Genomic DNA, 20,258 nt, shown 5'->3' on the forward strand with positions numbered 1-20,258 from the left:
CGCACTGATGGTTCGCTACGGGCCTGTGCCGCCCSAACAACGACCAGAAGTCTTCATCACCAACCAACCTCCTGAACTTCAACATCTCCTGCAATCTGCAGCAGCCGTCTCAGTAGCGAAGCCCTCGACTATAGCACCGATTTGGAGGTCGTCGCAAGAACCGCGAAGAATTTGCGCCATCGGCGTGATCTTTCAAAGGCCGAGCTGGCACTGCTTCTTATATAGAGGCGTCGAGCAGTCCCTGGGGGGCGCAATGCGCCGGGATGTCTCCAGCAGAGGCTCCGCGAGGCCAGGACCGCACGCCCGCAACACGGGACGAAGTAAGGCAACGCGCCCTCCACCGATAATCGTGCCCCTATGGCACTTATCACCCTACTCGACGCCCAACTTGCTTTTGGGCACGTCGCACTGCTGGATCACGCCGGCTTTTCTCTCGAAACGGCGGAGCGCGTCGGTCTCATCGGCCGCAATGGCGCAGGCAAGTCTTCCATGTTGAAGATTCTGGGTGGCATGGCCAAACCAGACGATGGCTCGCTGCAAGTGCAGCAAGGCGTGCGCATTGCGTTCGTGGCGCAGGAGCCCTCGCTGGACCCGTCCGCCACCATCTTCAAGGCCGCCTCCGAAGGGCTGCAGCGTGTCATTGCGATCCGGGACCAGTACCTTTCAGGCGCCGAAGGGCTGGACCTGGATGCCCTGCAGTCCGAGATCGAGGCCTACGATGCCTGGAACTGGGAGCAACGCGTGGAAGAAACGCTGCAACGCCTGCACCTGGACCCGGACGCCGTGGTTGGCACGCTGTCCGGCGGTACCAAGAAGCGGGTGGCCCTGGCGCAAGCCTTGGTGGCGCGCCCTGATGTGTTGCTGCTGGACGAACCTACCAACCACCTGGACCTGGATTCGATCGAGTGGCTGGAAGAACTGCTGATCGACTTCCCCGGCAGCGTGGTCACGATCACCCACGACCGCTCGTTCCTGGACCGGGTGGCGACGCGCATCGTGGAACTGGACCGGGGGCAACTGCGTTCCTATCCTGGCAATTTCGCGCAGTACCTGCTGCAGAAGGAAGAGCAACTGGCCCAGGAGGCGGTCATTGCCGCCAAGGCCGACAAGCTTCTGGCACAGGAAGAAGTCTGGATCCGCAGAGGGGTGGAAGCGCGGCGCACACGCAGCCAGAGCCGCATCAGCCGGCTGGAACAATTGCGCTCGAAGCGGGAAGCCCGCCGGGATGTCGTGGGCAGCGTGCGGATGGACGTTGCTTCAGGCGGCTCCAACGGCTACCAAGGGAAGATCGTTGCCGAACTCACGGATGTGAGCAAGTCGTTCGGCGAACGGGCCATCGTGCGGGGCTTCACGGGCACCATCCTGCGGGGCGACAAGGTGGGCCTGATCGGCCCGAACGGCGCTGGCAAGACGACCTTGCTCAAGTTGATCCTCGGTGAATTGCAGCCCGACAAGGGCACCATCCGCCAGGGTGCCAACCTGCAGGTCGCCTACTTTGACCAGATGCGGCACGCCATCAACCTGGACGCGACGCTGGAGGATTTCATCAGCCCTGGCAGTGAATGGATCGAGATCGGCAACCAGCGCAAGCACGTGAAGAGCTACCTGAGCGACTTCCTGTTCTCTCCTGCGCGCGCCCACTCGCCCGTGCGTTCGCTGTCTGGCGGGGAGCGCAACCGCCTCCTGCTGGCGCGGCTGTTCGCGCGCCCCGCCAATGTGCTGGTGCTCGACGAGCCGACCAACGACCTGGACATCGACACCCTGGATCTGCTGGAAGAACTGCTGGAGAACTACGACGGCACCGTGTTCCTGGTCAGCCACGACAGAACCTTCCTGGACAACGTCGTCACCAGCACCATTGCCTTTGAAGGCGACGGCCTCTGGCGCGAATACGAGGGCGGGGTTCAGGACTGGCTGCTGCAATCCAAACGCAGCCGCGCGTTGAACGCTTCCGCAGCGGCGTCGGCGGCCACAGCCGCCAAGGCCGACAGCGAAAGTCCCGACAAGAATCCGGCCCAGCGCGCTTCCGGCGAGCCTGCGGCAGCACCCAGGAAGAAGCTCAGCTACAAGGAGCAGCGCGAGCTCGAACAGCTGCCTGCCCGCATCGCTGCGCTGGAAGCAGAACAAAAGACGCTGCAGGACGGACTGGCAGATGGGCGCCTGTACAGCACTGACCCTGCCCGCGCTGCGGCCATGGGCGTGCGGTCGGGCGAGATAGACGATGAACTGATGGAAGCGCTGGAGCGCTGGACGGCTTTGTCCGCGTGATGCATGCCCGGGGGCTCCCGGAGCGGCGCAGTGCCCCAAGAACTGCGCCAGGGCTCCGCAGGCAGCGCCCCGGCCATCGCTCAGATGCGGTGGTGCAGCCGGTCGGTCGCCCCGCGCAGGCGGCTGATCAATGCGGGCGCGATCTGCCCCAGCGGCAGCACCTCGTCCGCGGCGCCGTGGGCGATGGCCTCGCGCGGCATGCCGAACACGATGCAGGTCGCTTCGTCCTGCACATAGTTGTAGCTGCCCGCGTCTTTCATCTCCCGCATGGCGGCGGCGCCGTCGTTGCCCATGCCGGTGAGCATGATGCCGAACGCATTGCGCCCCACCACCGCGGCGGCAGACTTGAACAACACCTCGACCGAAGGCTTGTGCCGGTTCACCGGCGGGCCGTCGTCCACCACCGCCACATAGTTGGCACCACTGCGCGCGACATGGAACTGCGTCCCGCCCGGTGCAATGTAGGCATGGCCAGGCAGGATGCGCTCGCCGTTGACCGCCTCTTTCACCGTGATCTGGCACAGGCCGTTCAGGCGCGCGGCAAAGCTCGTGGTGAAACCCGGCGGCATGTGCTGCGTGATCACGATCGCCGGGGAGTCGGCGGGCATGTGCACCAGCACTTCCTTGATCGCCTCGGTACCGCCGGTCGACGCGCCGATGCAGATCAGCTTCTCGGTCGACAACCGGCCCAGCAGGGCCGATGACGACGACGGTGGCGCCACAGCACTGCCGGCATGGCCCGGCACCGCGGCCTCCCGGGCCGGGGCCCGGCGCACCTGTGCGACCGCTGCGACGCGGATCTTCTCCACAATCAACGACGCCAGATCATTGAGCCCGCTGGCCAGGCCGACACGCGGCTTGGCCACGAAGTCGACGGCGCCCAGTTCCAGCGCCTTCATCGTCACCTCGGCACCGCGCTCGGTCAGCGTCGAGATCATCACGACCGGCATCGGGCGCAGCCGCATCAGGCGGCCGAGAAAATCGATGCCGTCCATGCGGGGCATCTCGACGTCCAGCGTGATGACATCGGGATTGAGCTCGCGGATCATCTCGCGTGCGATCAAAGGGTCATTCGCGGTGCCGATGCACTCCATGTCCCGCTGCCGGTTGATGATCTCGGACAGCAGACTCCGGACCAGTGCCGAATCGTCCACCACGATCACCCGGATTTTCCTGCTCATTCACTCACGCTTTCTTTAAAACAGATCCACAGAGCCGCCGGAAGTGGTCTTGGCCACGTTGGCGGCATTGCCCTTGACTTCCTGGGCCACCAGAGCCTCCGGATGGGCATGTGCCAGTCGCTTGACCATGGCTTTCCCGGTCACGGGAAAGAAGACCACCTTGCGCGGGTAGATGTCCAGCACGTCTTCGGAGACGATGGGAATGCGCTCGGTGTGCAGATAATTCAGAACAAAATTGGTGTTGCGCTCGCCCACGTTCATCGTGGTGAAGTTGTGCATGACCTGCGCGCCACCGAAGATCTTGGCCTGCATGGTCTCCCGCCGGGCACCCTGCTTCATCATCTCGTTGATGAGCAGTTCCATGGCGTACGAGCCATAGCGACCCGATGCATCCGCCACATCGCCGTCGGGCAGCATGAAATGGTTCATGCCGCCGATGCGCGCACGGCTGTCCCACAGGCAGGCGGCGATGCACGAGCCCAGGACCGTCATGATGACCATGTTTTCGTCGGCAACGAAGTACTCTCCGGGCAGGACCTTGACCGCGTTGTGCTGGAAGTGGTGGTCCAGATAGAAGAACGAGGCCTCGCCCGGCTTGCGCGAACGTGCCTTGAGGTCCTGGAGCGACGACTCCCGGGCGGGTGCATTTCCGGCTGAATAGATGTCCGCGCTCAGCGGTGCAATGCGCGGTGCGCGCCGCCGCTCCGCCGAGCCGCCCGCGGCGGCTGCCAGAGAGGGGGATGATCCTGCTTGAATGTTGGTCATGGTGCTAGGTGCGGTGCGACAACATGGACAGGTCAACGGCGCTCGTACACCGTCTTGCCACGCAGCGTAAACAGGTCTCGGGACTCACTGAAGTTCTCCGCGTGGCCCACGAACAGCATGCCGCCGGGCTTGAGCACCCGGTGGATTCTCTCCAGCACGCGCCGCTGCGTGGGTGCATCAAAGTAGATCATGACGTTGCGGCAGAAGACCACGTCGAATGGTTCCTTGAACGGCCAGTCGTCGCGGATCAGATTCACACTCATGAAGTCGATGGCGCGGCGCAGCTCGGGCTTGGCCCGCACCATGCCCGTGTTGCCGGCCTTGCCGCGAAGAAAGAACTTCTGCAGGCGCTCCGGGCTCAGGCCCTTGAGGCCGTCCAGCCGGTACACGCCCTGCGCCGCGGTCGCCAGCACCCGCGAATCGATGTCGCTGGCCGTGAGCTTGAACGAACCATTGGCCCCCAGCGCTTCGAAAGCGGTCATGACGATGGAATACGGCTCCTCGCCCGTGGACGCAGCATTGCACCAGACGCGCCAGTTGGTGCCCGGCTTGCCTCGCAGGTGCGAGGCAAAGATTTCGAAATGGTGCTGCTCGCGAAAAAAGGCCGTGAGGTTGGTGGTGAGCGCATTGATGAATTCCTGCCATTCAGGCCCATCGTGCGTCTCCAGCCAACCCAGGTAGTCGTGAAAACTCGAGTGGCCCGTGTCCCGCAGACGGCGGGACAGGCGGCTGTACACCATCGCGTGCTTGCCGTCGTGCAAGCTGATGCCGGCGCGCTGGTAGATCAGGGCTTGCACCCGGGCAAAATCGGCATTGGTCCAGACGAACTCCCGCCCTTGCGCCAAAGGCCCCGATGGCGCGGCGGCCATGGCGGGCTCCGCCCGTGACGCTGGGGATCGGGCTGAAGCTGATGCGCTGATGGGTTGGGCCATATTGATCATCCGACGGGAAGTTCTGTTCACTCCAAGAGATCTACAAGCCACAGTGGCGAGCCGGCACCGGGCCGGCATCGCCAGTCCATGCCGGTATGCCTTATTCGTTGGCGGCCACCAGCCCCATGTCCAGGCCGGACATGAGTTTCTCGATGTCCAGCAGGATCAGCATGCGTTCGCCGACCGAGCCCAGGCCCAGGATGCAGCTGGCGTCGATCGCGCTCTCGATGTCGGGTGCGGAACGGATGCTTTCAGGCGTCAGCTCCATCACGTCGCTCACGGAGTCCACCACGATCCCGACCACGCGGTTGCGCAGATTCAGGATGATGACCACGGTGAAGCTGTTGTAGTCGGCCTGCGCGCAATTGAACTTGATGCGCATGTCCACGATGGGCACGATGGTGCCGCGCAGGTTGACCACGCCCTTGATGAAGCTGGGCGCGTTCGCAATCCGCGTCGGCGGCTCGTAGCCACGGATTTCCTGCACTTTGAGGATGTCGATGCCGTACTCTTCCTGATCGAGACGGAACGTGAGGTATTCCCGCGTACCGGTTGGCACCGCTTCTGCTGTCTTTCCAATCACACTCATGGTGCACACTCCTTTTTAAGCCGCGCCGCCCGCTGCGGGCTGGCGCGCTCGAATCGCTTGAAACTAGTGGCGCGCCCTGCGCACCAGACCGCCTGTATCCAGAATCAGGGCCACCGTGCCATCGCCCAGAATGGTCGCGCCAGACACGTTGGGCACCTTGCGGTAGTTCGATTCCAGGTTCTTGACCACCACCTGGTGCTGGCCCAGAAGCTCATCCACCAGCAAGGCCACACGGCTGCCATCGGCCTCCACCACCACCATGATGTTGCTGGACTTGTTGGGATCGAAACGCGGCACCTGGAAGATCTTCTCCAGCGCGATCACCGGCATGTACTCGTCGCGCACCTTCACCAGCTGGGAGCCTTGGGCCACGGTGCTCACATCGTCCGCGTTGACCTGGAAGGACTCGACCACCGACGACAGCGGCAGAATGTAGACCTCGTCGCTCACCCCGACCGACATGCCGTCCATGATGGCCAGCGTCAGCGGCAGGCGAACGGAAACCTTCATGCCGTAGCCTTCGGCGGAATCGATCTCGACCGAACCGTTCAAGGCGGCGATATTGCGCTTGACCACGTCCATGCCGACACCGCGGCCGGACACGTCGGTGACCTCGTCGGCCGTGGAGAAGCCCGGCGCGAAGATCAGTTGCCACACCTCGGCATCGCTCATCTGCTCGGACACGTCCAGGCCGCGCTCCTGCGCCTTCTTCAGGATCTTCTCGCGCGACAGCCCGCGCCCGTCGTCGCGCACCTCGATCACGATGGAGCCGCCCTGGTGGGAGGCCGACAAGGTGATGGTTCCGTGCTCCGACTTGCCCTTGGCCAGGCGGTCCGCCGGCATTTCGATGCCGTGGTCGCAGCTGTTGCGCACCAGGTGGGTCAGCGGATCGGTGATCTTCTCCACCAAGCCCTTGTCCAGTTCGGTCGCTTCACCCAGCGTGACCAGCTCCACCTTCTTGCCCAGCTTGTTGGCCAGGTCGCGCAGCATGCGCGGGAACCGGCTGAACACGATGGACATGGGGATCATGCGGATCGACATGACCGATTCCTGCAGATCGCGCGTGTTGCGGTCCAGATCGGCCAGGCCTGCCAGCAACTGCTGGTAGGCACCCGCATCCAGGCCACGGCTGTTCTGGGCCAGCATGGCCTGCGTGATCACCAGCTCGCCCACCAGGTTGATGAGCTGGTCGACCTTCTTGACGTCCACGCGGATGGTGGTGGACTCCATTTGCGCCTGCATGGCAGCCTTGGGCTCGGCGGCCTTGGGCGCAGCAGCCTTGGCGGGCACGGGTGCCTGCGCCGCGGCCTGGGGGGCGTCCGAAGGTGCGCCGGGCGCGTCGTTGAAGAAGCCGTAGGGGGCCTCTGCGCCCGATCCATCCACAGCCACCAGGACTTCTTCGTCATCTGCCGCGGGCTGCGCGCTGTCCGGCGCGGCCGCATCACGGATGACCACCTGCTCCTTTGAGACATGGAATGCGAACAGGTCCAGCAGGTCGTCGTTGGTGGAGGTGGTCTCCACGGCGAACAGGCGGGTGTTCGGCTGGGCCGTTTCGAGGTCCTGGATCGCGCCGAGCCCGGGAATATCGCGGAACAGTTCCTTGATGGCGTCCGCCTGCTGCAGACGCTCCAGCGGGCCGATCTGGATTTCGAGCTTGCGCGCCTGCCCTGCCACCGCAGGCGTGGCCGCCTTGGGTGCAGGCGCCGGAGCCACGGCGGCCGGTGCGGGCGCGGGTGGCGGCGGGGGGGGTGGCGGTGCCGCAGCGGCGGGAGCGTCGCCAGGCACCTGCCCTGCGGCCAGGTCGCTGATCCGGCGCACCAGCGATGCGGTGGACACCGCCTCGCCCTGCCCACCCGCCTGATGGCGGGCCAGCAGGCTGCGCGAGGCGTCGGCAGATTCGAGCAGTACGTCCACCATCTGCGGGATCGGCTGCAATTCGTGGCGGCGCAGCCGGTCCAGCAGCGACTCCATCTGGTGCGTCAGTTCCGCCACATCGGAAAAACCGAAGGTGGCAGAGCCACCCTTGATCGAGTGGGCGCAACGGAAGATGCCGTTGAGTTCCTCGTCATTGGCATTGACCAGATCCAGGTTGAGGAGCATGTGCTCCATCTGGTCCAGGTTCTCCCCGGCCTCTTCAAAGAAGATCTGATAGAACTGGCTCAGGTCGAAGTCAGCGCCCCCGCCCGATCCTTCTTGGTAGGTATCCGCCATCGTAGGCTCCTGCTGTGTACTGGGTGATCCGGGCCGGGTCGGCTCAGCGGATCACTTTCTGGATGACTTCGATCAGGCGATTGGGATCAAAGGGCTTGACCAGCCAGCCCGTCGCACCCGCAGTGCGCCCTGCCTGTTTCATCTGGTCGCTGGACTCGGTGGTCAGGATCAGAATGGGAATGGTCTTGAATTTCGGGTTTTCGCGCAGTTTGCGGGTCAGGCCAATGCCATCGAGCCGCGGCATGTTCTGGTCGGCCAGCACGAGATCGATGTCGTGGCTCTCGGCCTTTTCCAGGGCATCCTGCCCATCCACCGCCTCCACAACGTGATAGCCGGCACCCGTCAGGGTGAACGACACCATTTTCCGCATGGAGGGTGAATCATCTACGGCAAGGATCGATTGCATGTATGGCTCCAACTGACTTGAATATATAGGTTAACCAGCGGTGTAAAGGTCAGAACAGGTCCACCGAACCTGCATCCATCTCGCTCTGCGTGACCGGGTTCGGACGGTCCGGCGCCATTTCGGCAAAGGGCGCCGCTTCCTCTCCGTCCTCGTGGCCCATGGCCTCCGAGGCCAGCCTGAAAGCGCATCCTTGGAGCACCTTGGTGGTGTGCCAGATCAATTGGGACGCCATGTCCTGGAACTGAAGCTCGGTCACTGCATTGCGCAACGCAGCCCGCGCCGCCACCAATTCCGGTGAGTGGGCCACGGTCTCATCGGTCAGCACGGCATTGGCCTCGCCAAAGCGCTCCATGAGGTTGTCGGTGGCATGGCTCAGCAGTCCCTCCAGCCGGTGGAGGTCATGCATGACGACCAGCAAGGAGTCTTGCAACTCCGCCGCCACCATGACGGGAACCTGGACAGCAGGTCCTCCAGAGGTTGTTAGCGTAGATTGCATCGTTTCTCCATCGCAGCACGCAGCAGCACAGCACGCAAAAAACACAGGACTACGATACACGTACAGCAGCCAAAACCGGTGCACGCACCGCGGCGTTATCGCCCCATTGGACGCGTACGCTGAAACCGCCCCAACCGGACAAACACCCTTGTTTGTTCCAATTTGTATCCTATGATAGCGCCCCTATGGTCACCATAGCATCAGACCAGACCCTGAACATCCTGCATCTTGAAGATTCACTGACGGATCACGACCTCACGGCCAGGATCTTGCGGCGCTCCGGTCTCCAATGCCACCTCCAGAGGGTAGATACGCTCCCCGAGTTTCAAAAGGCCACCGATCAGCAGCCTTTTGACATCATCCTGGCAGATTACCGCCTGCCCGGGTTCACCGCACTGGACGCCTGGTCGCATGTGGCGCAAAAGCCGCAACACCCCCCCTTTGTGCTGCTGTCGGGAGCCATTGGCGAAGCCGCTGCGGTCGATGCCATGCGTCTGGGCATTGCCGACTACCTGCTCAAAGACGATCTGCAGCGCCTGCCCCATGTGATTGCGCGGACGCTGGAAGTGCACGAAGCACGCCGGGCCCGCGAACAGGCGGTCGCGGACCTGGCCGCCTCCGAACGCCGCCTGGCGGACCTCACCGAGCACCTGCAACTGTCGATCGAGCAGGAGCGGGCCTCCATCGCCCGCGAGATCCACGACGACATCGGCGGCGCACTGACAGCCGTGCGCTTTGATGTGGCGTGGATCGGACGCCACAGCGCCGATCCGGCCATGCAGGAGCACGCCGCATCGGCGGCCGACATGCTGCAGCACGCCATCGGGGCCAGCCAGCGCATCATGATGAATTTGCGCCCTCCGATCCTCGAGCAAGGCTTGGTGGCCGCGGTGCAGTGGCTGGCCGACGGTTTCGAGCGCCGCACGGGCGTCCCGGCCCGGGTGGTCAGCAGCAGCGACACCCTGCACACCACGCCCGAGATCCAGCTGGTGGCCTACCGCACCGCGCAAGAAGCCCTGACCAACATTTCCAAACACGCCCACCCCCGCAAGGTCCACATCGAGCTGTCGGACAGGGAAGAGGTGCTTACCCTCGAAGTCACCGACGACGGGCGCGGCATCGATGCGCAGATGCGCGACAAGCCCAAGGCCTTCGGCCTCAAGGGCCTGCACGAGCGTGCGCGCACCGTGGGCGGGTGGCTCGATATCAGCAGCCGGCCGGGCCATGGAACGTCCGTGATCCTGTCCATACCGCTAACATCACAGGCCATACCACCCGATTCTGGAGATGCTCAGTGATTCATGTGGTCCTGTGTGATGACCATGCCGTGCTGCGGCGCGGGATTCGCGACACACTGGCCGACGCGCCCGACATCGAGGTCACTGGTGAGGCCGGGGGCTACTCCGAGCTCAGGGACGTGCTGCGCACGGCCACCTGCGATGTGCTGCTGCTGGACTTGAACATGCCGGGCCGCAGCGGCCTGGAGGTGCTCACCAGCCTGCGCGAAACCCACTCGGCCATCAAGGTCCTGGTGGTGTCGATGTACCCCGAGGACCAGTATGCGCTGCGCTGCCTGAAAGCGGGGGCGCAAGGCTATGCCAACAAGGCGGGCGATCCGGTCGAGTTGATCGCCGCCGTGCGCACCGTCATGCAGGGCCGCAAGTACCTCACGGCAGAGGTGGCCCAGATGCTGGCGGACAGCCTGGCGCAGCCGACGCCCGAGCTGCCCCACACGACGCTGTCCGAACGCGAGTTGCAGACCCTGGTCAAGATCGCGTCCGGCAGGCGCCTTTCGGACATTGCCGAAGAGCTGATGCTGAGCCCCAAGACCGTGAGCGTCTACCGCTCTCGCGTGCTCGAAAAACTCAAGCTCTCCAACAACGCGGAGCTGACGGTCTACGCCATCCGCAACGGACTGGTGTAGCGCGCCCGGCGCCGCCACCTAACGGGCGAACAGATCGACTGCCTGCTGCATCAGTGCCAGCACGGGCTGCTCCAGCAAAGGCAGCGTCGCCACGATGCCCAGCATCCCGACCGTCAGCGTGACCGGGAAACCCACCGAATAGATGTTCATCTGCGGGGCCACCCGGGAAATGATGCCCAGCGTCAGGTTGACGAAGAGCAGCAGCGCAATCATGGGCAGCGCAATCCACAGCGCGCTCGAGAACAGCGATGCGCCCAGCTCATGCACCCGCATCTGGCCCAGCGCCTGCATGAAGTTCCCGTTGACCGGGAACCGCTCGAAGCTCTTCACCACGGCCATGAGGATCAGCAGGTGCCCGTTGATCACCACGAAGAGCAGCAACGACATGTGTCCGAAGAACCGCGCCACGGCGCTGATCTGGGTGTTGGACGATGGGTCGAAGAACGACGCGAAATTGAGCCCCATCTGCAGGCCGATGAGTTCGCCCGCCAGTTCCACCGCGGCAAACACGAGCCGGATCGCAAAGCCGATGGCCAGCCCCACGATCACCTGCTGAGCCACAGCCGCCATCGCTTCGCGCCCATTGACGCTGATGACCGGCTGCTCGCCCAGCACCCCCTGCGCGCACAGCGCCACCAGGAACGCCAGGCCCACCTTCACCCGCATAGGAATGACGCGCATGGAGAACACCGGTGCGACCGAGAACACGGCCAGGACCCGCAGAAAGGGCCACAGGATGGGCGACAGCCACGCCATCAGCTGGGCTTCCGAGAAAGTGATCACGCGCAGTCCTCAGCGGGCAAAGAAGGCAAGGGCCCGGCGTCGCTCCGTACCAGGGGCACAGGCTGGCGCCTAGCCGATCACCGACGGGATGGACTCGATCGTCCGGCGAATGAAGTCCACCAGCGTGCTGATCATCCAGGGACCGGCAATGGCAAACACCACCATCGCGGCGATCAGCTTGGGCACGAACGCCAGCGTGGCTTCATGGATCTGCGTGACGGCCTGGAAAATGCTCACCACCAGACCGACCGCCATCACCACGCCAAGCACGGGCATGGAGATCATCAGCAGCAGCGTCAGGGCATCGCGCCCGATGGTCAGCACCATTTGCGAGGTCATTGCAGGCTCCTTCAGGGTACGAAGCTGGCCGCCAGCGACCCGATCAGCAGGTTCCAGCCATCGGCCAGCACGAACAGCATGAGTTTGAACGGCAGCGCGACCAGCACGGGCGACAGCATCATCATGCCCAGCGACATGAGGATGCTGGACACCACCATGTCGATCACCAGAAACGGGATGAAGATCATGAAGCCGATTTGAAACGCCGACTTCAGCTCACTGGTGACAAACGCCGGCACCAGCACGCGCAACGGCGCCGTCTCGGCCGTGACCTTGGGGTCCAGGCGGGCCAGGCGTGAAAAGAGCGCAAAGTCGGACTGCCGGGTCTGCTTGAGCATGAAGCTGCGCATGGGCGCCTCGGCCTTCTCCAGCGCCTGCTCGAAGGTGATGGCGTTGGTGGTGTACGGCACGTAGGCGTCCTGGTACACCCGGTCGAGCGTGGGCCCCATGACGAAGAACGTCAGGAACAGCGACAGCCCGATGATGACCTGATTGGGCGGCGCCGACTGCGTACCCAGCGCCTGCCGCAACAGCGACAGCACGATCACGATGCGCGTGAAGCCGGTCATCATGAGCAGGACCGCGGGCAGGAAGGACAGGGCCGTGAAGAACAGCAGCGTCTGGATGGGCACGGAATAACTCGTGCCTGCCGGGCCGCTGCCCACGACCAGCGGCAACGCGCCACCGGCAGCCTGCGCCAGCGCCGGGCCGTGCAGCGACATGCCCAGAGCCCCGATGCCCCCGATGGCCACCAGGCGGCGCAACGCAAGCCTGTCAACCATGGGGCGGCTTCCCGGTGCCCGCCACCGCCATCGCGACTTCCTGTGCAAACGAGTTGTCCGTGCGCACGGTCCCGGCGACGGGGCTCGCGCCCCCCGCCGGCACACCCTGGCCCACGGCGGCAGGAGCGCTTGGCAACACATGCAGGCAGCTCACGTTCTGGGCGGTCACGCCCAGCACCAGCCAGGTGCGCGCATGTTCGGGCCCCACCTCCACCGTGACCACGCGCTGCTGCGGCCCCACCGCCACCACCGACAACACGCGGGACGCGGTGCCTGCAGCCATCGAGCTGGCAGCGTGGCGCTGCTGCAAGCGCTTGACCAGCCACGGCAGGCAAGCCATGGCGCCCACGAAGAGCACCACGACCAGCAAGGTCTGGGTCATGCCGCTGCTATCCACGGCTGACACGGCGCAAGCGCTCGGAAGGCGTCACCACATCGGTCAGGCGGATACCGAACTTGTCGTTCACGACGACCACCTCGCCTTGCGCGATGAGGTAGCCATTGACCAGCACATCCATGGGCTCGCCGGCCAGCGCATCCAATTCGACGACCGAGCCCTGCGCCAGCTGCAGGATGTATTTGATCGGCACCTTGGTGCGGCCCAGCTCCACCGACAGCTGCACCGGGATGTCCAGCACCATGTTGATGTCGTTGACGGTATCGCCGCCACCACCGGCCCCGGAGAAAGGCCGCACGGGCTCACCCGACAGGGGCCCGCCCTGCTCGCCATCGGTCGGCTTGGCGTCCGTGCTCTTTTGCTCTTCCAGCGCCTCGGCCCAACCCGCAAACGGGTCTTCCGCGGCCGCGTCCTTGTTGTCTTCTTCAGTTGCCATCTTTTTCTCCCAGCCAGCTCATGTCCGAACTACGCAGGCACTCTTCAATGCGAATGGCGTACTTGGAATTGTGGGTTCCGTACTGGCATTCAAAAATTGGAACTCCGCCGATCGACGCACGGATGCGCGGCTCACGGTCGAGTTCGATGAAATCGCCGGGCTTCATGGCCAGCAATTGCTCCACGGTGGCATCGGCTTTCGCCAGCTCTGCCACCAGGGTCACCTCGGCCGCCTGGATCTCGCGTGTCAGCACCCGCACCCAGCGGCGGTCCACCTCGATGGAGTCGCCCTGCGTGGACGAATACAGCACATCGCGGATGGGCTCCAGCGTGGCATACGGCATGCAGATGTGGATCGCGCCGGAGAGGTCGCCGATTTCCAGCTGGAACGCCGTGGACACCACGATTTCGCTGGGCGTGGCGATGTTGGCGAACTGCGGCTGCATTTCCGAGCGCTGGTATTCGAGCTCCAGCGGGTAGATGCCCTGCCAGGCCTTCTTGTATTCCGTGCAGATCACTTCGACCAGCCGGTTGATGACCCGTTGCTCCGTGGGCGAGAAATCCCGCCCTTCGATCCGCGTCTGGAACTTGCCCACGCCGCCGTACAGCGTGTCGATGATGCCGAACACCAGGGAGGGCTCGCACACGATCAGCCCGCTGCCGCGCAGCGGGCGGATGGCCACGATGTTGAAGTTGGTGGGCACCGCCAGCTCGCGCAGGAATGCGCTGTAGCGCTGCACCGACACCGTGCCCACCGAAATCTCGGGGCTGCGGCGGATGAAGTTGAACAGGCCGATGCGGAAGTTGCGCGCGAACCGCTCGTTGACGATTTCCATCGTCGGCATGCGGCCGCGGACGATGCGCTCCTGGCTGGAGATGTCGTAGGTGCGGACGGAGCCCGCCTCGGCCACTTCCTCGACCGACTTCTGGCTTTCGCCCGTCACCCCCTCCAGTAGGGCGTCGACCTCTTCCTGCGAAAGAAACGAATCACTCATGACGGCTGGTCCTTGCGCGTGTCATTGGATGATGAAGTTGGAAAAAAGCACGCGGCGCACTGGGTTGCGCGGCTCCGCCCGGCGGCGCGCGGGGCGCTCTTCCTCATCATCGGCGGACCCCTTCTCGCGGGCGCGCTCTCGTTCGCGTTCACGCTCGGTGGGCACCGAGTAGCCCAGGGGCCGCGAGACTTCGCGCAACACATCGGTCGCCAGCTTTTCCTTGCCCTCGCGCTGCAGCAGTTCGCTGGATGTGCGCTGCGACACCAGCATGAGGATGCCGCTGCGGATGGACGGCAGGTACTGCTTGACCTGCTCGGCGGTCTTCGCATCGTCCACTTCCAGGGTGATGCCGATCTGCGCGAACCGGTCGCCGCCAGGGTCGGCCAGGTTGACCACCATGTTCTCCAGCGGCAAAAAAGTGGGCGCGACCTTGGGCGTCTCTTTTTCCTTGTGGGCGACCTTTTCTTCGCCGTCCTCGGCATCGGCGTGCGACCGGCTGGAGATGAACCACGCCGCAGCACCGCCACCGATCACCAGCACGGCCACCACCACGCCGATGATGATGATCAGCATCTTCTTGCTTTTGGCCGGAGGTGCTGCTGCGGGGGTATTGGCTGACACGATGCGGGTTCCTTGCGGTAGTGAGCAAGCCGCGCCTGCGCCATCAGGGGGCGGGCAAAGCTGGATGGCCCATTATTGGGCGAAGAGGCAACCAATAATAGCCAGAATAAAAGCCATAAACCATGGCATTCAGCACGCTCCCCCTGCCCCGCGGCCAGACCCGGGCGCGGCGGGCGGCCAGCGCCCGGCCCCAGGCGCGCGCTAGCGCCCTACACGAAGATGTCGACCGCGCGCTCCGGCGAGCCGCCGCTGCGCTGCAGCGATGCCGTGCCCGCTGGCGCAGTGGAGATCACCTGCCCCTGGCGGGCGCCCTCTCGCTGGCGCTGCTGTTCACCCGAGCCCGAGCCCGCGCCCTGGCCGGCCGATGTGCCGACCGACATGCCCGACAGCACCAGGCCCTCGCTGCGCAGCAGGTCGCTCAACTGCGCCATGCTGCGGTCCAGCATGTCACGGGTCTGCGCCTGGTCGCTGCGGAAGGACACGTGGGCTTCGTTGCCCGAGAGCGACACGGACACCTCGACCGGCTGCCCATCACGGGTGAGCGTGAGTTCGGCGTTTTGTGTTTTCTGGTGGACCCAGTAAGCCACCTGGTCCGCCACCTGCTCTTCCAGACCGGCCTGGGCCGGGTCGGTGAACACGGTGCCATCGACGGCGCCCGCCTCCTGCGGTCCACCGGTCGACATGCCGTCGCCCCATGTGGTCGCACCCTGCTGTCCGTCACCCGCACGGCCCCCCGAGGACTCTGCGCTGCGCGCGGACGCGGTGGCCGCGAGCAGGCCATCGACGGCCGGCGCACCCGCCTCCCAAGCCCCGAGGCCTGGCGTACCGGCAGTGGAACGCTCGCCCGCCGCGGCGCCGGTCACGCGCTCGCCCACGGCATGGAAGGCGGCTGCGACCGTGGGCGTGAAGGCCTGTGGCGACAGTTGCAGCTTGCCGCCGTCGACCGCCGCCGACCGGCTGCCCAGGGATTCGATGGATTCCGTCTTCTGCGCCAGCGCATTGCTCTGCATGCGCGAGAACGCCCGCCCGAACCCAGGCGCCGCACCTGGCTGCTGGCCTCCCTTGAGGTCACCGGAGGTGTCCAGCATCGTGGTTTCAGCGACCAGGCCTTGGGGGACGCCGTCTGCACCCGTCAGCGCACCCGCCAGCGGATTGGCGCGCCCGCCCCCCCCCAGCACGGCGTCCGCGGCTGCAAGGCTTGCCGTGTCGCTGGCGGCGTGTCCTTGGGCCGATGGCCCCCCCAGCAAGCCCTGCCACGCCGCCATCGCGGCAGCATCGACCGCCTCCTTGCCTGCGTCAGGCAGCAAGGCGGTGGCGTCCTGGTCCGCGCCCACCGTTCCCAGCGGAGCCCCTTCCAGCGGCCCATCCCCCAGCGCAGCCAGCAGCGCCAGGAACCCGCCCGAGCCTGCGGCGTCCGTGGTGTCGGTCCCCTGCGCGGCAGACCGGGGCCGTGCAGCGTGGGCCGGCTGCGTGCCTTGCGGTGAAGAAATTTTTGTCGGTTCCATGCTTGCTACTCCTGGCCCACCGAACTGCGGCTCGCGCTGCTGTACTGCAGCGCGGCCCGCTCGTCGGTCTGTTTCTGATCTCTTCGTGTCTGCGCAAGCTCCAGGTCGTGGCGGCGCTTGTCGATGACTTTGCGCAGGCTGGCGAGCCGCAGTTCGGCGTCCAGCAAGGCGCGCCGCGCGGCCTCCACCCGGCCTGCGTGGTCCCCCACCACGCCCGTCTGCATGCCCGCGGCATGGCCCAGACGGTCCATGAACTGGTAGTGGTGGTACATCACCTCCGGCTGCATGGCCGTGTCGGCCTTCATGCCCCAGCGTGCTTCGGTCTCGCGGGCGTAATCTTCCAGCTGGTCCAGTTGCGCGCGCGCGGCCTGCTGCGCCGCCAGCGTGTCCTGCAGCACCTTGCGGGCGTCGTCACGCTTGCGCTCGGCAACGTCGATGGCCACGGCGAGGGAGTGGAGGTTGGACATGGTGGGCTACGCAGGGTGATGGCGCAATGCGGTCAACGGTCCAGCACCGACGCCATGCCGCCGACGCTCTCGTCCATGGAGGCGGCCTCGAACATGTCCTGCTGCAAGAAGGCGGCCATCTCCGGCTGCAGGCGGATGGCCTCGTCCAGCGCCGGGTCCGATCCGCTCATGTACGCGCCCACCTGCACCAGGTCGCGGCTCTTCTGGTAGCGCGAATACACGGCCCGGAACCGCCGGGCCAGGTCGAAGTGGTCGCGCGACACGACGTTGTGCATCACGCGCGATGCGGACTGCTCGATGTCGATGGCCGGGAAGTGCCCCGTCTCGGCCAGCGCGCGCGACAGCACGATGTGGCCGTCCAGAATGGCCCGGGCGGCATCGGCAATCGGGTCCTGCTGGTCGTCGCCCTCCGACAGCACGGTGTAGAACGCGGTGATGGAGCCCACGCCGTGCAGGCCGTTGCCGCTGCGCTCCACCAGCTGGGGCAGCTTGGCAAAGCACGATGGCGGGTAGCCTTTGGTGGCCGGCGGCTCGCCGATGGCCAGCGCGATCTCCCGCTGGGCCATGGCATAGCGCGTGAGCGAATCCATGAGCAGCAGCACATGCTTGCCCTTGTCCCGAAAATGCTCGGCCACGGCGGTTGCGTAGGCCGCGCCCTGCATGCGCAGCAGCGGCGGCGCATCCGCCGGAGCGGCCACCACGACCGAGCGTGCGCGGCCGTCTTCGCCCAGGATGTCCTCAACGAATTCCTTGACCTCGCGGCCCCGCTCGCCGATCAGCCCCACCACGATCACGTCGGCGCGGGTGTAGCGGGCCATCATGCCCAGCAGCACGCTCTTGCCCACGCCGGAGCCGGCAAACAGCCCCAGCCGCTGGCCGCGCCCCACGGTCAGCAGCGCATTGATGGCGCGCACGCCGGTGTCCAGCGACTCGCGCACGGGGTCGCGGTCCATGGCGTTGATCTGGCGGCGGCCCATGGGCTCGGCCACCACGTCCTGCACGGGCCCGCCATGGTCCAGCGGCAATCCTTGCGAATCCACCACCCGCCCCAGCAGGCCTTCGCCCATCGGCAGGCGCAGCACGCCGGCGCGCTGGATGACGCGTGCCGGCTCGCCCAGGCGGGGAATGGGCACATAGGGGGCCGCAGGCACCACGCTCGCGCCGCTGGAGAGCCCATGGATGTCGCCCGCCGGCATCAGGAAGGCGCGGTCGGCAGAAAAGCCCACCACTTCGGCCAGCACCGGTTCATGCCCGGGCATCTGCACCATGCACTGGGAGCCCACCGGCACGCGGATGCCGACAGCCTCCAGCACCAGGCCCGTCAGGCGCGTGAGCGTGCCACGGGTCTCCAGGGGCGCCGGCTCGGCCACGCGCTCGCGCGCGTCGTCCATGAACCGCGTCCAGGCAGAAGGAGCGTCAACGCTCATCGCCGCCCTCCTTCTCCTGCTGGCTCTCCGGCTCCTGCCACGGCGACTGCAGGCCCAGCGCCGCAATGGCCCGCTGCCAGCGCTTGTCCAGGCTGCCGTCCACCACGGTGCCGGCGGACTCGACCACGCAGCCGCCAGGCGCCACGGCGGCATCCGCCACCCACTTCACGCCCGGCCCGTCCAGGTCTTCGCGCAGCGGCTGCTCGATTGCCTGCATGTCGGCAGGGTTCAGGCGGACCATGGCCGGGCGGCCCTCCGTGACGAGCATGTTCACCGCTTCGCGCACCACGGGCTGCAGTGCGCTGGGGTTGACCGAAAGCTCTTGCCGCACCACCTGGCGTGCGATGTCGCAGGCCAGCTCCAGCAGTTGCTGCGCCATCTGCTGCTGCATGTCGATCAGGCTCGCGTCGAACGCCTGCTCCACGCCCTTGAGCCGCTGGGCGGTCTCCGCGCCCTGCTGCGCGATGTAGGCGTCCATGCGGCGCTGCCACTCGAGTGCCGTCTCGGCCTGGGCTTGCGCGAACCCTTCGGCATAGGCATCGTCGCACGCTTGCTGGACGAGGGCCTGCTGGGCCGCTTCGTCCACCTCGGGCGGCAGCTCCGCCACCGCTTCGGCGGGCTCGGGCTCGAGCAGGTCGGAGCCATCCACGGCACCGAACTTCCATTGGGTGAAGTCGCCCACCTCTTCGCTGGGGATGAAGCGGGAGTACGAGCGGCTAGACGAATGCATCATCACCACCGCCTCCGATCACGATCTGGCCTTCGTCGGACAGGCGACGCACGGTCTTCAGGATTTCCTTTTGCTGCGCCTCGACCTCGGACAGGCGCATGGGGCCGCGCGACTCGAGGTCTTCGCGCATGGCTTCGGACGCACGCGAGGACATGTTGGACAGGAACTTCTCGCGCAGCTCGGGCACCGCACCCTTGAGCGCGACGATGAGCGTCTCGGACGCCACTTCCTTGAGCACGGTCTGGATCGCCTTGTCGTCGAGCTTGAGCACGTCCTCGAACACGAACATCTTGTCCATGATCTTCTGGGCGAGGTCCGGGTCGTATCCGCGGATCGATTCGAGCACGACGGCGTCCATGTTGCCGCCCAGCAGGTTGATGATCTCAGCCGCGGCCTTGACGCCGCCCAGCGAGCTCTTGCGGATCTTGTCGCCGCCGGCCAGCACCTTGAACAGCACCTCGTTCAGGTCCTTGAGCGCCGTGGGCTGGATGCCCTCCAGCGTGGCCACGCGCAGCAGGATTTCACTGCGCTGGCGGTCCGTGAGGTGCATGAGGATGCCCGATGCCTGGTCGCTGTCCAGGTGCACCAGGATCGCCGCCACGATCTGCGGATGCTCGTTGCGCAGCAGTTCGGCCACGGACAGCGGGTCCATCCACTTGAGGCTTTCGATGCCCGAAACGTCGCCGCCCTGCAGGATCCGGTCGATGAGCAGCCCGGCCTTGTCGTCGCCCAGGGCGCGCTTGAGCACGGCCCGCACGTAGTTGCCGGTGTCGGACACCAGCAGGCTCTGCGCGGACGCGGCGTTGGAGAACTTGTTGATGACCTGGTCGACCTTCTCGCGCGAGACCGACCGCATGCGGGCGATCGTCTCGCCCAGCTTTTGCACCTCCTTGGGCGAGAAGTGCTTGAAGACCTCGGCAGCCTCTTCTTCGCCGAGGGACATCAGCATGATGGCGGCGTCGTTGAGTCCTTGCTCGTCCATGGTGGTCGTCCGGAATGAATGGG

General features: G+C 65.5%; 22 protein-coding genes. 3 read left to right on the top strand and 19 right to left on the bottom strand.

What is annotated here, in order from left to right:
- The first annotated feature begins 357 nt into the window (after window positions 1-357).
- A complete protein-coding gene (locus tag ASG27_RS20140; RefSeq protein WP_056419966.1) occupies window positions 358-2,268 on the top strand; it encodes an ATP-binding cassette domain-containing protein in 1,911 nt (636 codons plus the stop codon).
- Between the two features lie 80 nt (window positions 2,269-2,348).
- Here ASG27_RS20140 and ASG27_RS20145 read toward each other — a convergent pair whose 3' ends face one another.
- The 7 genes from ASG27_RS20145 to ASG27_RS20175 form a co-directional block, all read right to left on the bottom strand.
- Window positions 2,349-3,449, bottom strand: coding sequence for a protein-glutamate methylesterase/protein-glutamine glutaminase (locus tag ASG27_RS20145; RefSeq protein WP_056419970.1), 1,101 nt, complete (start codon window positions 3,447-3,449; stop codon window positions 2,349-2,351).
- A 15-nt stretch (window positions 3,450-3,464) separates the two neighbouring features.
- Complete coding sequence (cheD, locus tag ASG27_RS20150; RefSeq protein WP_056419974.1) at window positions 3,465-4,214, bottom strand: chemoreceptor glutamine deamidase CheD; 750 nt, start codon at window positions 4,212-4,214, stop codon at window positions 3,465-3,467.
- A 32-nt stretch (window positions 4,215-4,246) separates the two neighbouring features.
- A complete protein-coding gene (locus ASG27_RS20155; RefSeq protein ID WP_396505014.1) occupies window positions 4,247-5,083 on the bottom strand; it encodes a CheR family methyltransferase in 837 nt (278 codons plus the stop codon).
- 163 nt (window positions 5,084-5,246) lie between these two features.
- A complete protein-coding gene (locus ASG27_RS20160; protein WP_056419977.1) occupies window positions 5,247-5,735 on the bottom strand; it encodes a chemotaxis protein CheW in 489 nt (162 codons plus the stop codon).
- 63 nt (window positions 5,736-5,798) lie between these two features.
- Window positions 5,799-7,946 (bottom strand): chemotaxis protein CheW, encoded by a 2,148-nt coding sequence (locus tag ASG27_RS20165; protein ID WP_056419980.1) that lies wholly within the window; start codon window positions 7,944-7,946, stop codon window positions 5,799-5,801.
- Between the two features lie 43 nt (window positions 7,947-7,989).
- On the bottom strand, window positions 7,990-8,352 hold the full coding sequence (locus ASG27_RS20170; protein ID WP_056173069.1) for a response regulator: 363 nt from the start codon (window positions 8,350-8,352) through the stop codon (window positions 7,990-7,992).
- Between the two features lie 49 nt (window positions 8,353-8,401).
- Window positions 8,402-8,848, bottom strand: a complete 447-nt coding sequence (locus ASG27_RS20175) for a hypothetical protein (protein ID WP_056172971.1) — start codon at window positions 8,846-8,848, stop codon at window positions 8,402-8,404.
- 185 nt (window positions 8,849-9,033) lie between these two features.
- Between ASG27_RS20175 and ASG27_RS20180 the strand changes: the two genes are divergently transcribed.
- Window positions 9,034-10,146, top strand: a complete 1,113-nt coding sequence (locus tag ASG27_RS20180) for a hybrid sensor histidine kinase/response regulator (protein WP_056419983.1) — start codon at window positions 9,034-9,036, stop codon at window positions 10,144-10,146.
- Window positions 10,143-10,772, top strand: coding sequence for a response regulator (locus ASG27_RS20185; protein ID WP_056172965.1), 630 nt, complete (start codon window positions 10,143-10,145; stop codon window positions 10,770-10,772). Before ASG27_RS20180 ends, ASG27_RS20185 begins: the two co-directional genes overlap by 4 nt.
- An 18-nt stretch (window positions 10,773-10,790) precedes the next feature.
- Here the strand turns inward: ASG27_RS20185 and fliR are convergent, their stop codons facing one another.
- The 12 genes from fliR to fliG all read right to left on the bottom strand — a co-directional run bounded on the left by fliR (window position 10,791) and on the right by fliG (window position 20,235).
- Window positions 10,791-11,555, bottom strand: coding sequence for a flagellar biosynthetic protein FliR (gene fliR / locus ASG27_RS20190; RefSeq protein WP_056419985.1), 765 nt, complete (start codon window positions 11,553-11,555; stop codon window positions 10,791-10,793).
- A 69-nt stretch (window positions 11,556-11,624) separates the two neighbouring features.
- Complete coding sequence (gene fliQ, locus ASG27_RS20195; RefSeq protein ID WP_056419989.1) at window positions 11,625-11,894, bottom strand: flagellar biosynthesis protein FliQ; 270 nt, start codon at window positions 11,892-11,894, stop codon at window positions 11,625-11,627.
- A gap of 11 nt (window positions 11,895-11,905) precedes the next feature.
- Window positions 11,906-12,616 (bottom strand): flagellar type III secretion system pore protein FliP, encoded by a 711-nt coding sequence (fliP, locus tag ASG27_RS20200; protein WP_235504102.1) that lies wholly within the window; start codon window positions 12,614-12,616, stop codon window positions 11,906-11,908.
- Window positions 12,617-12,668: 52 nt separating this feature from the next.
- The gene (locus tag ASG27_RS20205; protein WP_056419995.1) at window positions 12,669-13,058 is read right to left on the bottom strand and encodes a FliO/MopB family protein; all 390 of its coding nucleotides are present in this window, start codon (window positions 13,056-13,058) and stop codon (window positions 12,669-12,671) included.
- Window positions 13,059-13,065: 7 nt separating this feature from the next.
- Window positions 13,066-13,509 carry a flagellar motor switch protein FliN gene (gene fliN / locus ASG27_RS20210; protein ID WP_056419998.1) on the bottom strand — a complete coding sequence of 148 codons (444 nt, stop codon included), beginning with the start codon at window positions 13,507-13,509 and terminating at the stop codon, window positions 13,066-13,068.
- Window positions 13,499-14,503, bottom strand: a complete 1,005-nt coding sequence (fliM, locus tag ASG27_RS20215; protein WP_056420001.1) for a flagellar motor switch protein FliM — start codon at window positions 14,501-14,503, stop codon at window positions 13,499-13,501. Before fliM ends, fliN begins: the two co-directional genes overlap by 11 nt.
- A gap of 21 nt (window positions 14,504-14,524) precedes the next feature.
- The gene (locus tag ASG27_RS20220) at window positions 14,525-15,124 is read right to left on the bottom strand and encodes a flagellar basal body-associated FliL family protein (RefSeq protein WP_056420005.1); all 600 of its coding nucleotides are present in this window, start codon (window positions 15,122-15,124) and stop codon (window positions 14,525-14,527) included.
- A 209-nt stretch (window positions 15,125-15,333) separates the two neighbouring features.
- On the bottom strand, window positions 15,334-16,629 hold the full coding sequence (locus tag ASG27_RS27695; protein ID WP_235504091.1) for a flagellar hook-length control protein FliK: 1,296 nt from the start codon (window positions 16,627-16,629) through the stop codon (window positions 15,334-15,336).
- A 5-nt stretch (window positions 16,630-16,634) separates the two neighbouring features.
- Window positions 16,635-17,096, bottom strand: coding sequence for a flagellar export protein FliJ (gene fliJ / locus ASG27_RS20230; protein WP_056420008.1), 462 nt, complete (start codon window positions 17,094-17,096; stop codon window positions 16,635-16,637).
- A gap of 32 nt (window positions 17,097-17,128) precedes the next feature.
- Window positions 17,129-18,523, bottom strand: coding sequence for a flagellar protein export ATPase FliI (fliI, locus tag ASG27_RS20235; protein WP_056420010.1), 1,395 nt, complete (start codon window positions 18,521-18,523; stop codon window positions 17,129-17,131).
- A complete protein-coding gene (locus ASG27_RS20240) occupies window positions 18,513-19,256 on the bottom strand; it encodes a FliH/SctL family protein (protein WP_056420572.1) in 744 nt (247 codons plus the stop codon). The genes fliI and ASG27_RS20240 overlap by 11 nt, the downstream gene beginning before the upstream one ends.
- Window positions 19,240-20,235 (bottom strand): flagellar motor switch protein FliG, encoded by a 996-nt coding sequence (fliG, locus tag ASG27_RS20245; RefSeq protein ID WP_056420012.1) that lies wholly within the window; start codon window positions 20,233-20,235, stop codon window positions 19,240-19,242. The genes ASG27_RS20240 and fliG overlap by 17 nt, the downstream gene beginning before the upstream one ends.
- Between the last annotated feature and the right edge of the window lie 23 nt (window positions 20,236-20,258).

The sequence above is a fragment of the Acidovorax sp. Leaf191 genome (assembly GCF_001424425.1).
Taxonomy (GTDB): domain Bacteria; phylum Pseudomonadota; class Gammaproteobacteria; order Burkholderiales; family Burkholderiaceae_C; genus Acidovorax.

What these genes read in the sequence shown, in the direction of transcription:
- fliI (WP_056420010.1), bottom strand. Translation starts at nt 18,523, where the DNA reads ATGAGCGTTGACGCTCCTTCTGCCTGGACGCGGTTCATGGACGACGCG.
- ASG27_RS20145 (WP_056419970.1), bottom strand. Translation starts at nt 3,449, where the DNA reads ATGAGCAGGAAAATCCGGGTGATCGTGGTGGACGATTCGGCACTGGTC.
- fliN (WP_056419998.1), bottom strand. Translation starts at nt 13,509, where the DNA reads ATGGCAACTGAAGAAGACAACAAGGACGCGGCCGCGGAAGACCCGTTT.
- ASG27_RS20170 (WP_056173069.1), bottom strand. Translation starts at nt 8,352, where the DNA reads ATGCAATCGATCCTTGCCGTAGATGATTCACCCTCCATGCGGAAAATG.
- ASG27_RS27695 (WP_235504091.1), bottom strand. Translation starts at nt 16,629, where the DNA reads ATGGAACCGACAAAAATTTCTTCACCGCAAGGCACGCAGCCGGCCCAC.
- ASG27_RS20205 (WP_056419995.1), bottom strand. Translation starts at nt 13,058, where the DNA reads ATGACCCAGACCTTGCTGGTCGTGGTGCTCTTCGTGGGCGCCATGGCT.
- fliG (WP_056420012.1), bottom strand. Translation starts at nt 20,235, where the DNA reads ATGGACGAGCAAGGACTCAACGACGCCGCCATCATGCTGATGTCCCTC.
- ASG27_RS20140 (WP_056419966.1), top strand. Translation starts at nt 358, where the DNA reads ATGGCACTTATCACCCTACTCGACGCCCAACTTGCTTTTGGGCACGTC.
- cheD (WP_056419974.1), bottom strand. Translation starts at nt 4,214, where the DNA reads ATGACCAACATTCAAGCAGGATCATCCCCCTCTCTGGCAGCCGCCGCG.
- ASG27_RS20240 (WP_056420572.1), bottom strand. Translation starts at nt 19,256, where the DNA reads ATGATGCATTCGTCTAGCCGCTCGTACTCCCGCTTCATCCCCAGCGAA.
- ASG27_RS20155 (WP_396505014.1), bottom strand. Translation starts at nt 5,083, where the DNA reads ATGGCCGCCGCGCCATCGGGGCCTTTGGCGCAAGGGCGGGAGTTCGTC.
- fliP (WP_235504102.1), bottom strand. Translation starts at nt 12,616, where the DNA reads ATGTCGCTGCACGGCCCGGCGCTGGCGCAGGCTGCCGGTGGCGCGTTG.
- ASG27_RS20165 (WP_056419980.1), bottom strand. Translation starts at nt 7,946, where the DNA reads ATGGCGGATACCTACCAAGAAGGATCGGGCGGGGGCGCTGACTTCGAC.
- ASG27_RS20160 (WP_056419977.1), bottom strand. Translation starts at nt 5,735, where the DNA reads ATGAGTGTGATTGGAAAGACAGCAGAAGCGGTGCCAACCGGTACGCGG.
- fliM (WP_056420001.1), bottom strand. Translation starts at nt 14,503, where the DNA reads ATGAGTGATTCGTTTCTTTCGCAGGAAGAGGTCGACGCCCTACTGGAG.
- fliQ (WP_056419989.1), bottom strand. Translation starts at nt 11,894, where the DNA reads ATGACCTCGCAAATGGTGCTGACCATCGGGCGCGATGCCCTGACGCTG.
- ASG27_RS20180 (WP_056419983.1), top strand. Translation starts at nt 9,034, where the DNA reads ATGGTCACCATAGCATCAGACCAGACCCTGAACATCCTGCATCTTGAA.
- ASG27_RS20175 (WP_056172971.1), bottom strand. Translation starts at nt 8,848, where the DNA reads ATGCAATCTACGCTAACAACCTCTGGAGGACCTGCTGTCCAGGTTCCC.
- fliJ (WP_056420008.1), bottom strand. Translation starts at nt 17,096, where the DNA reads ATGTCCAACCTCCACTCCCTCGCCGTGGCCATCGACGTTGCCGAGCGC.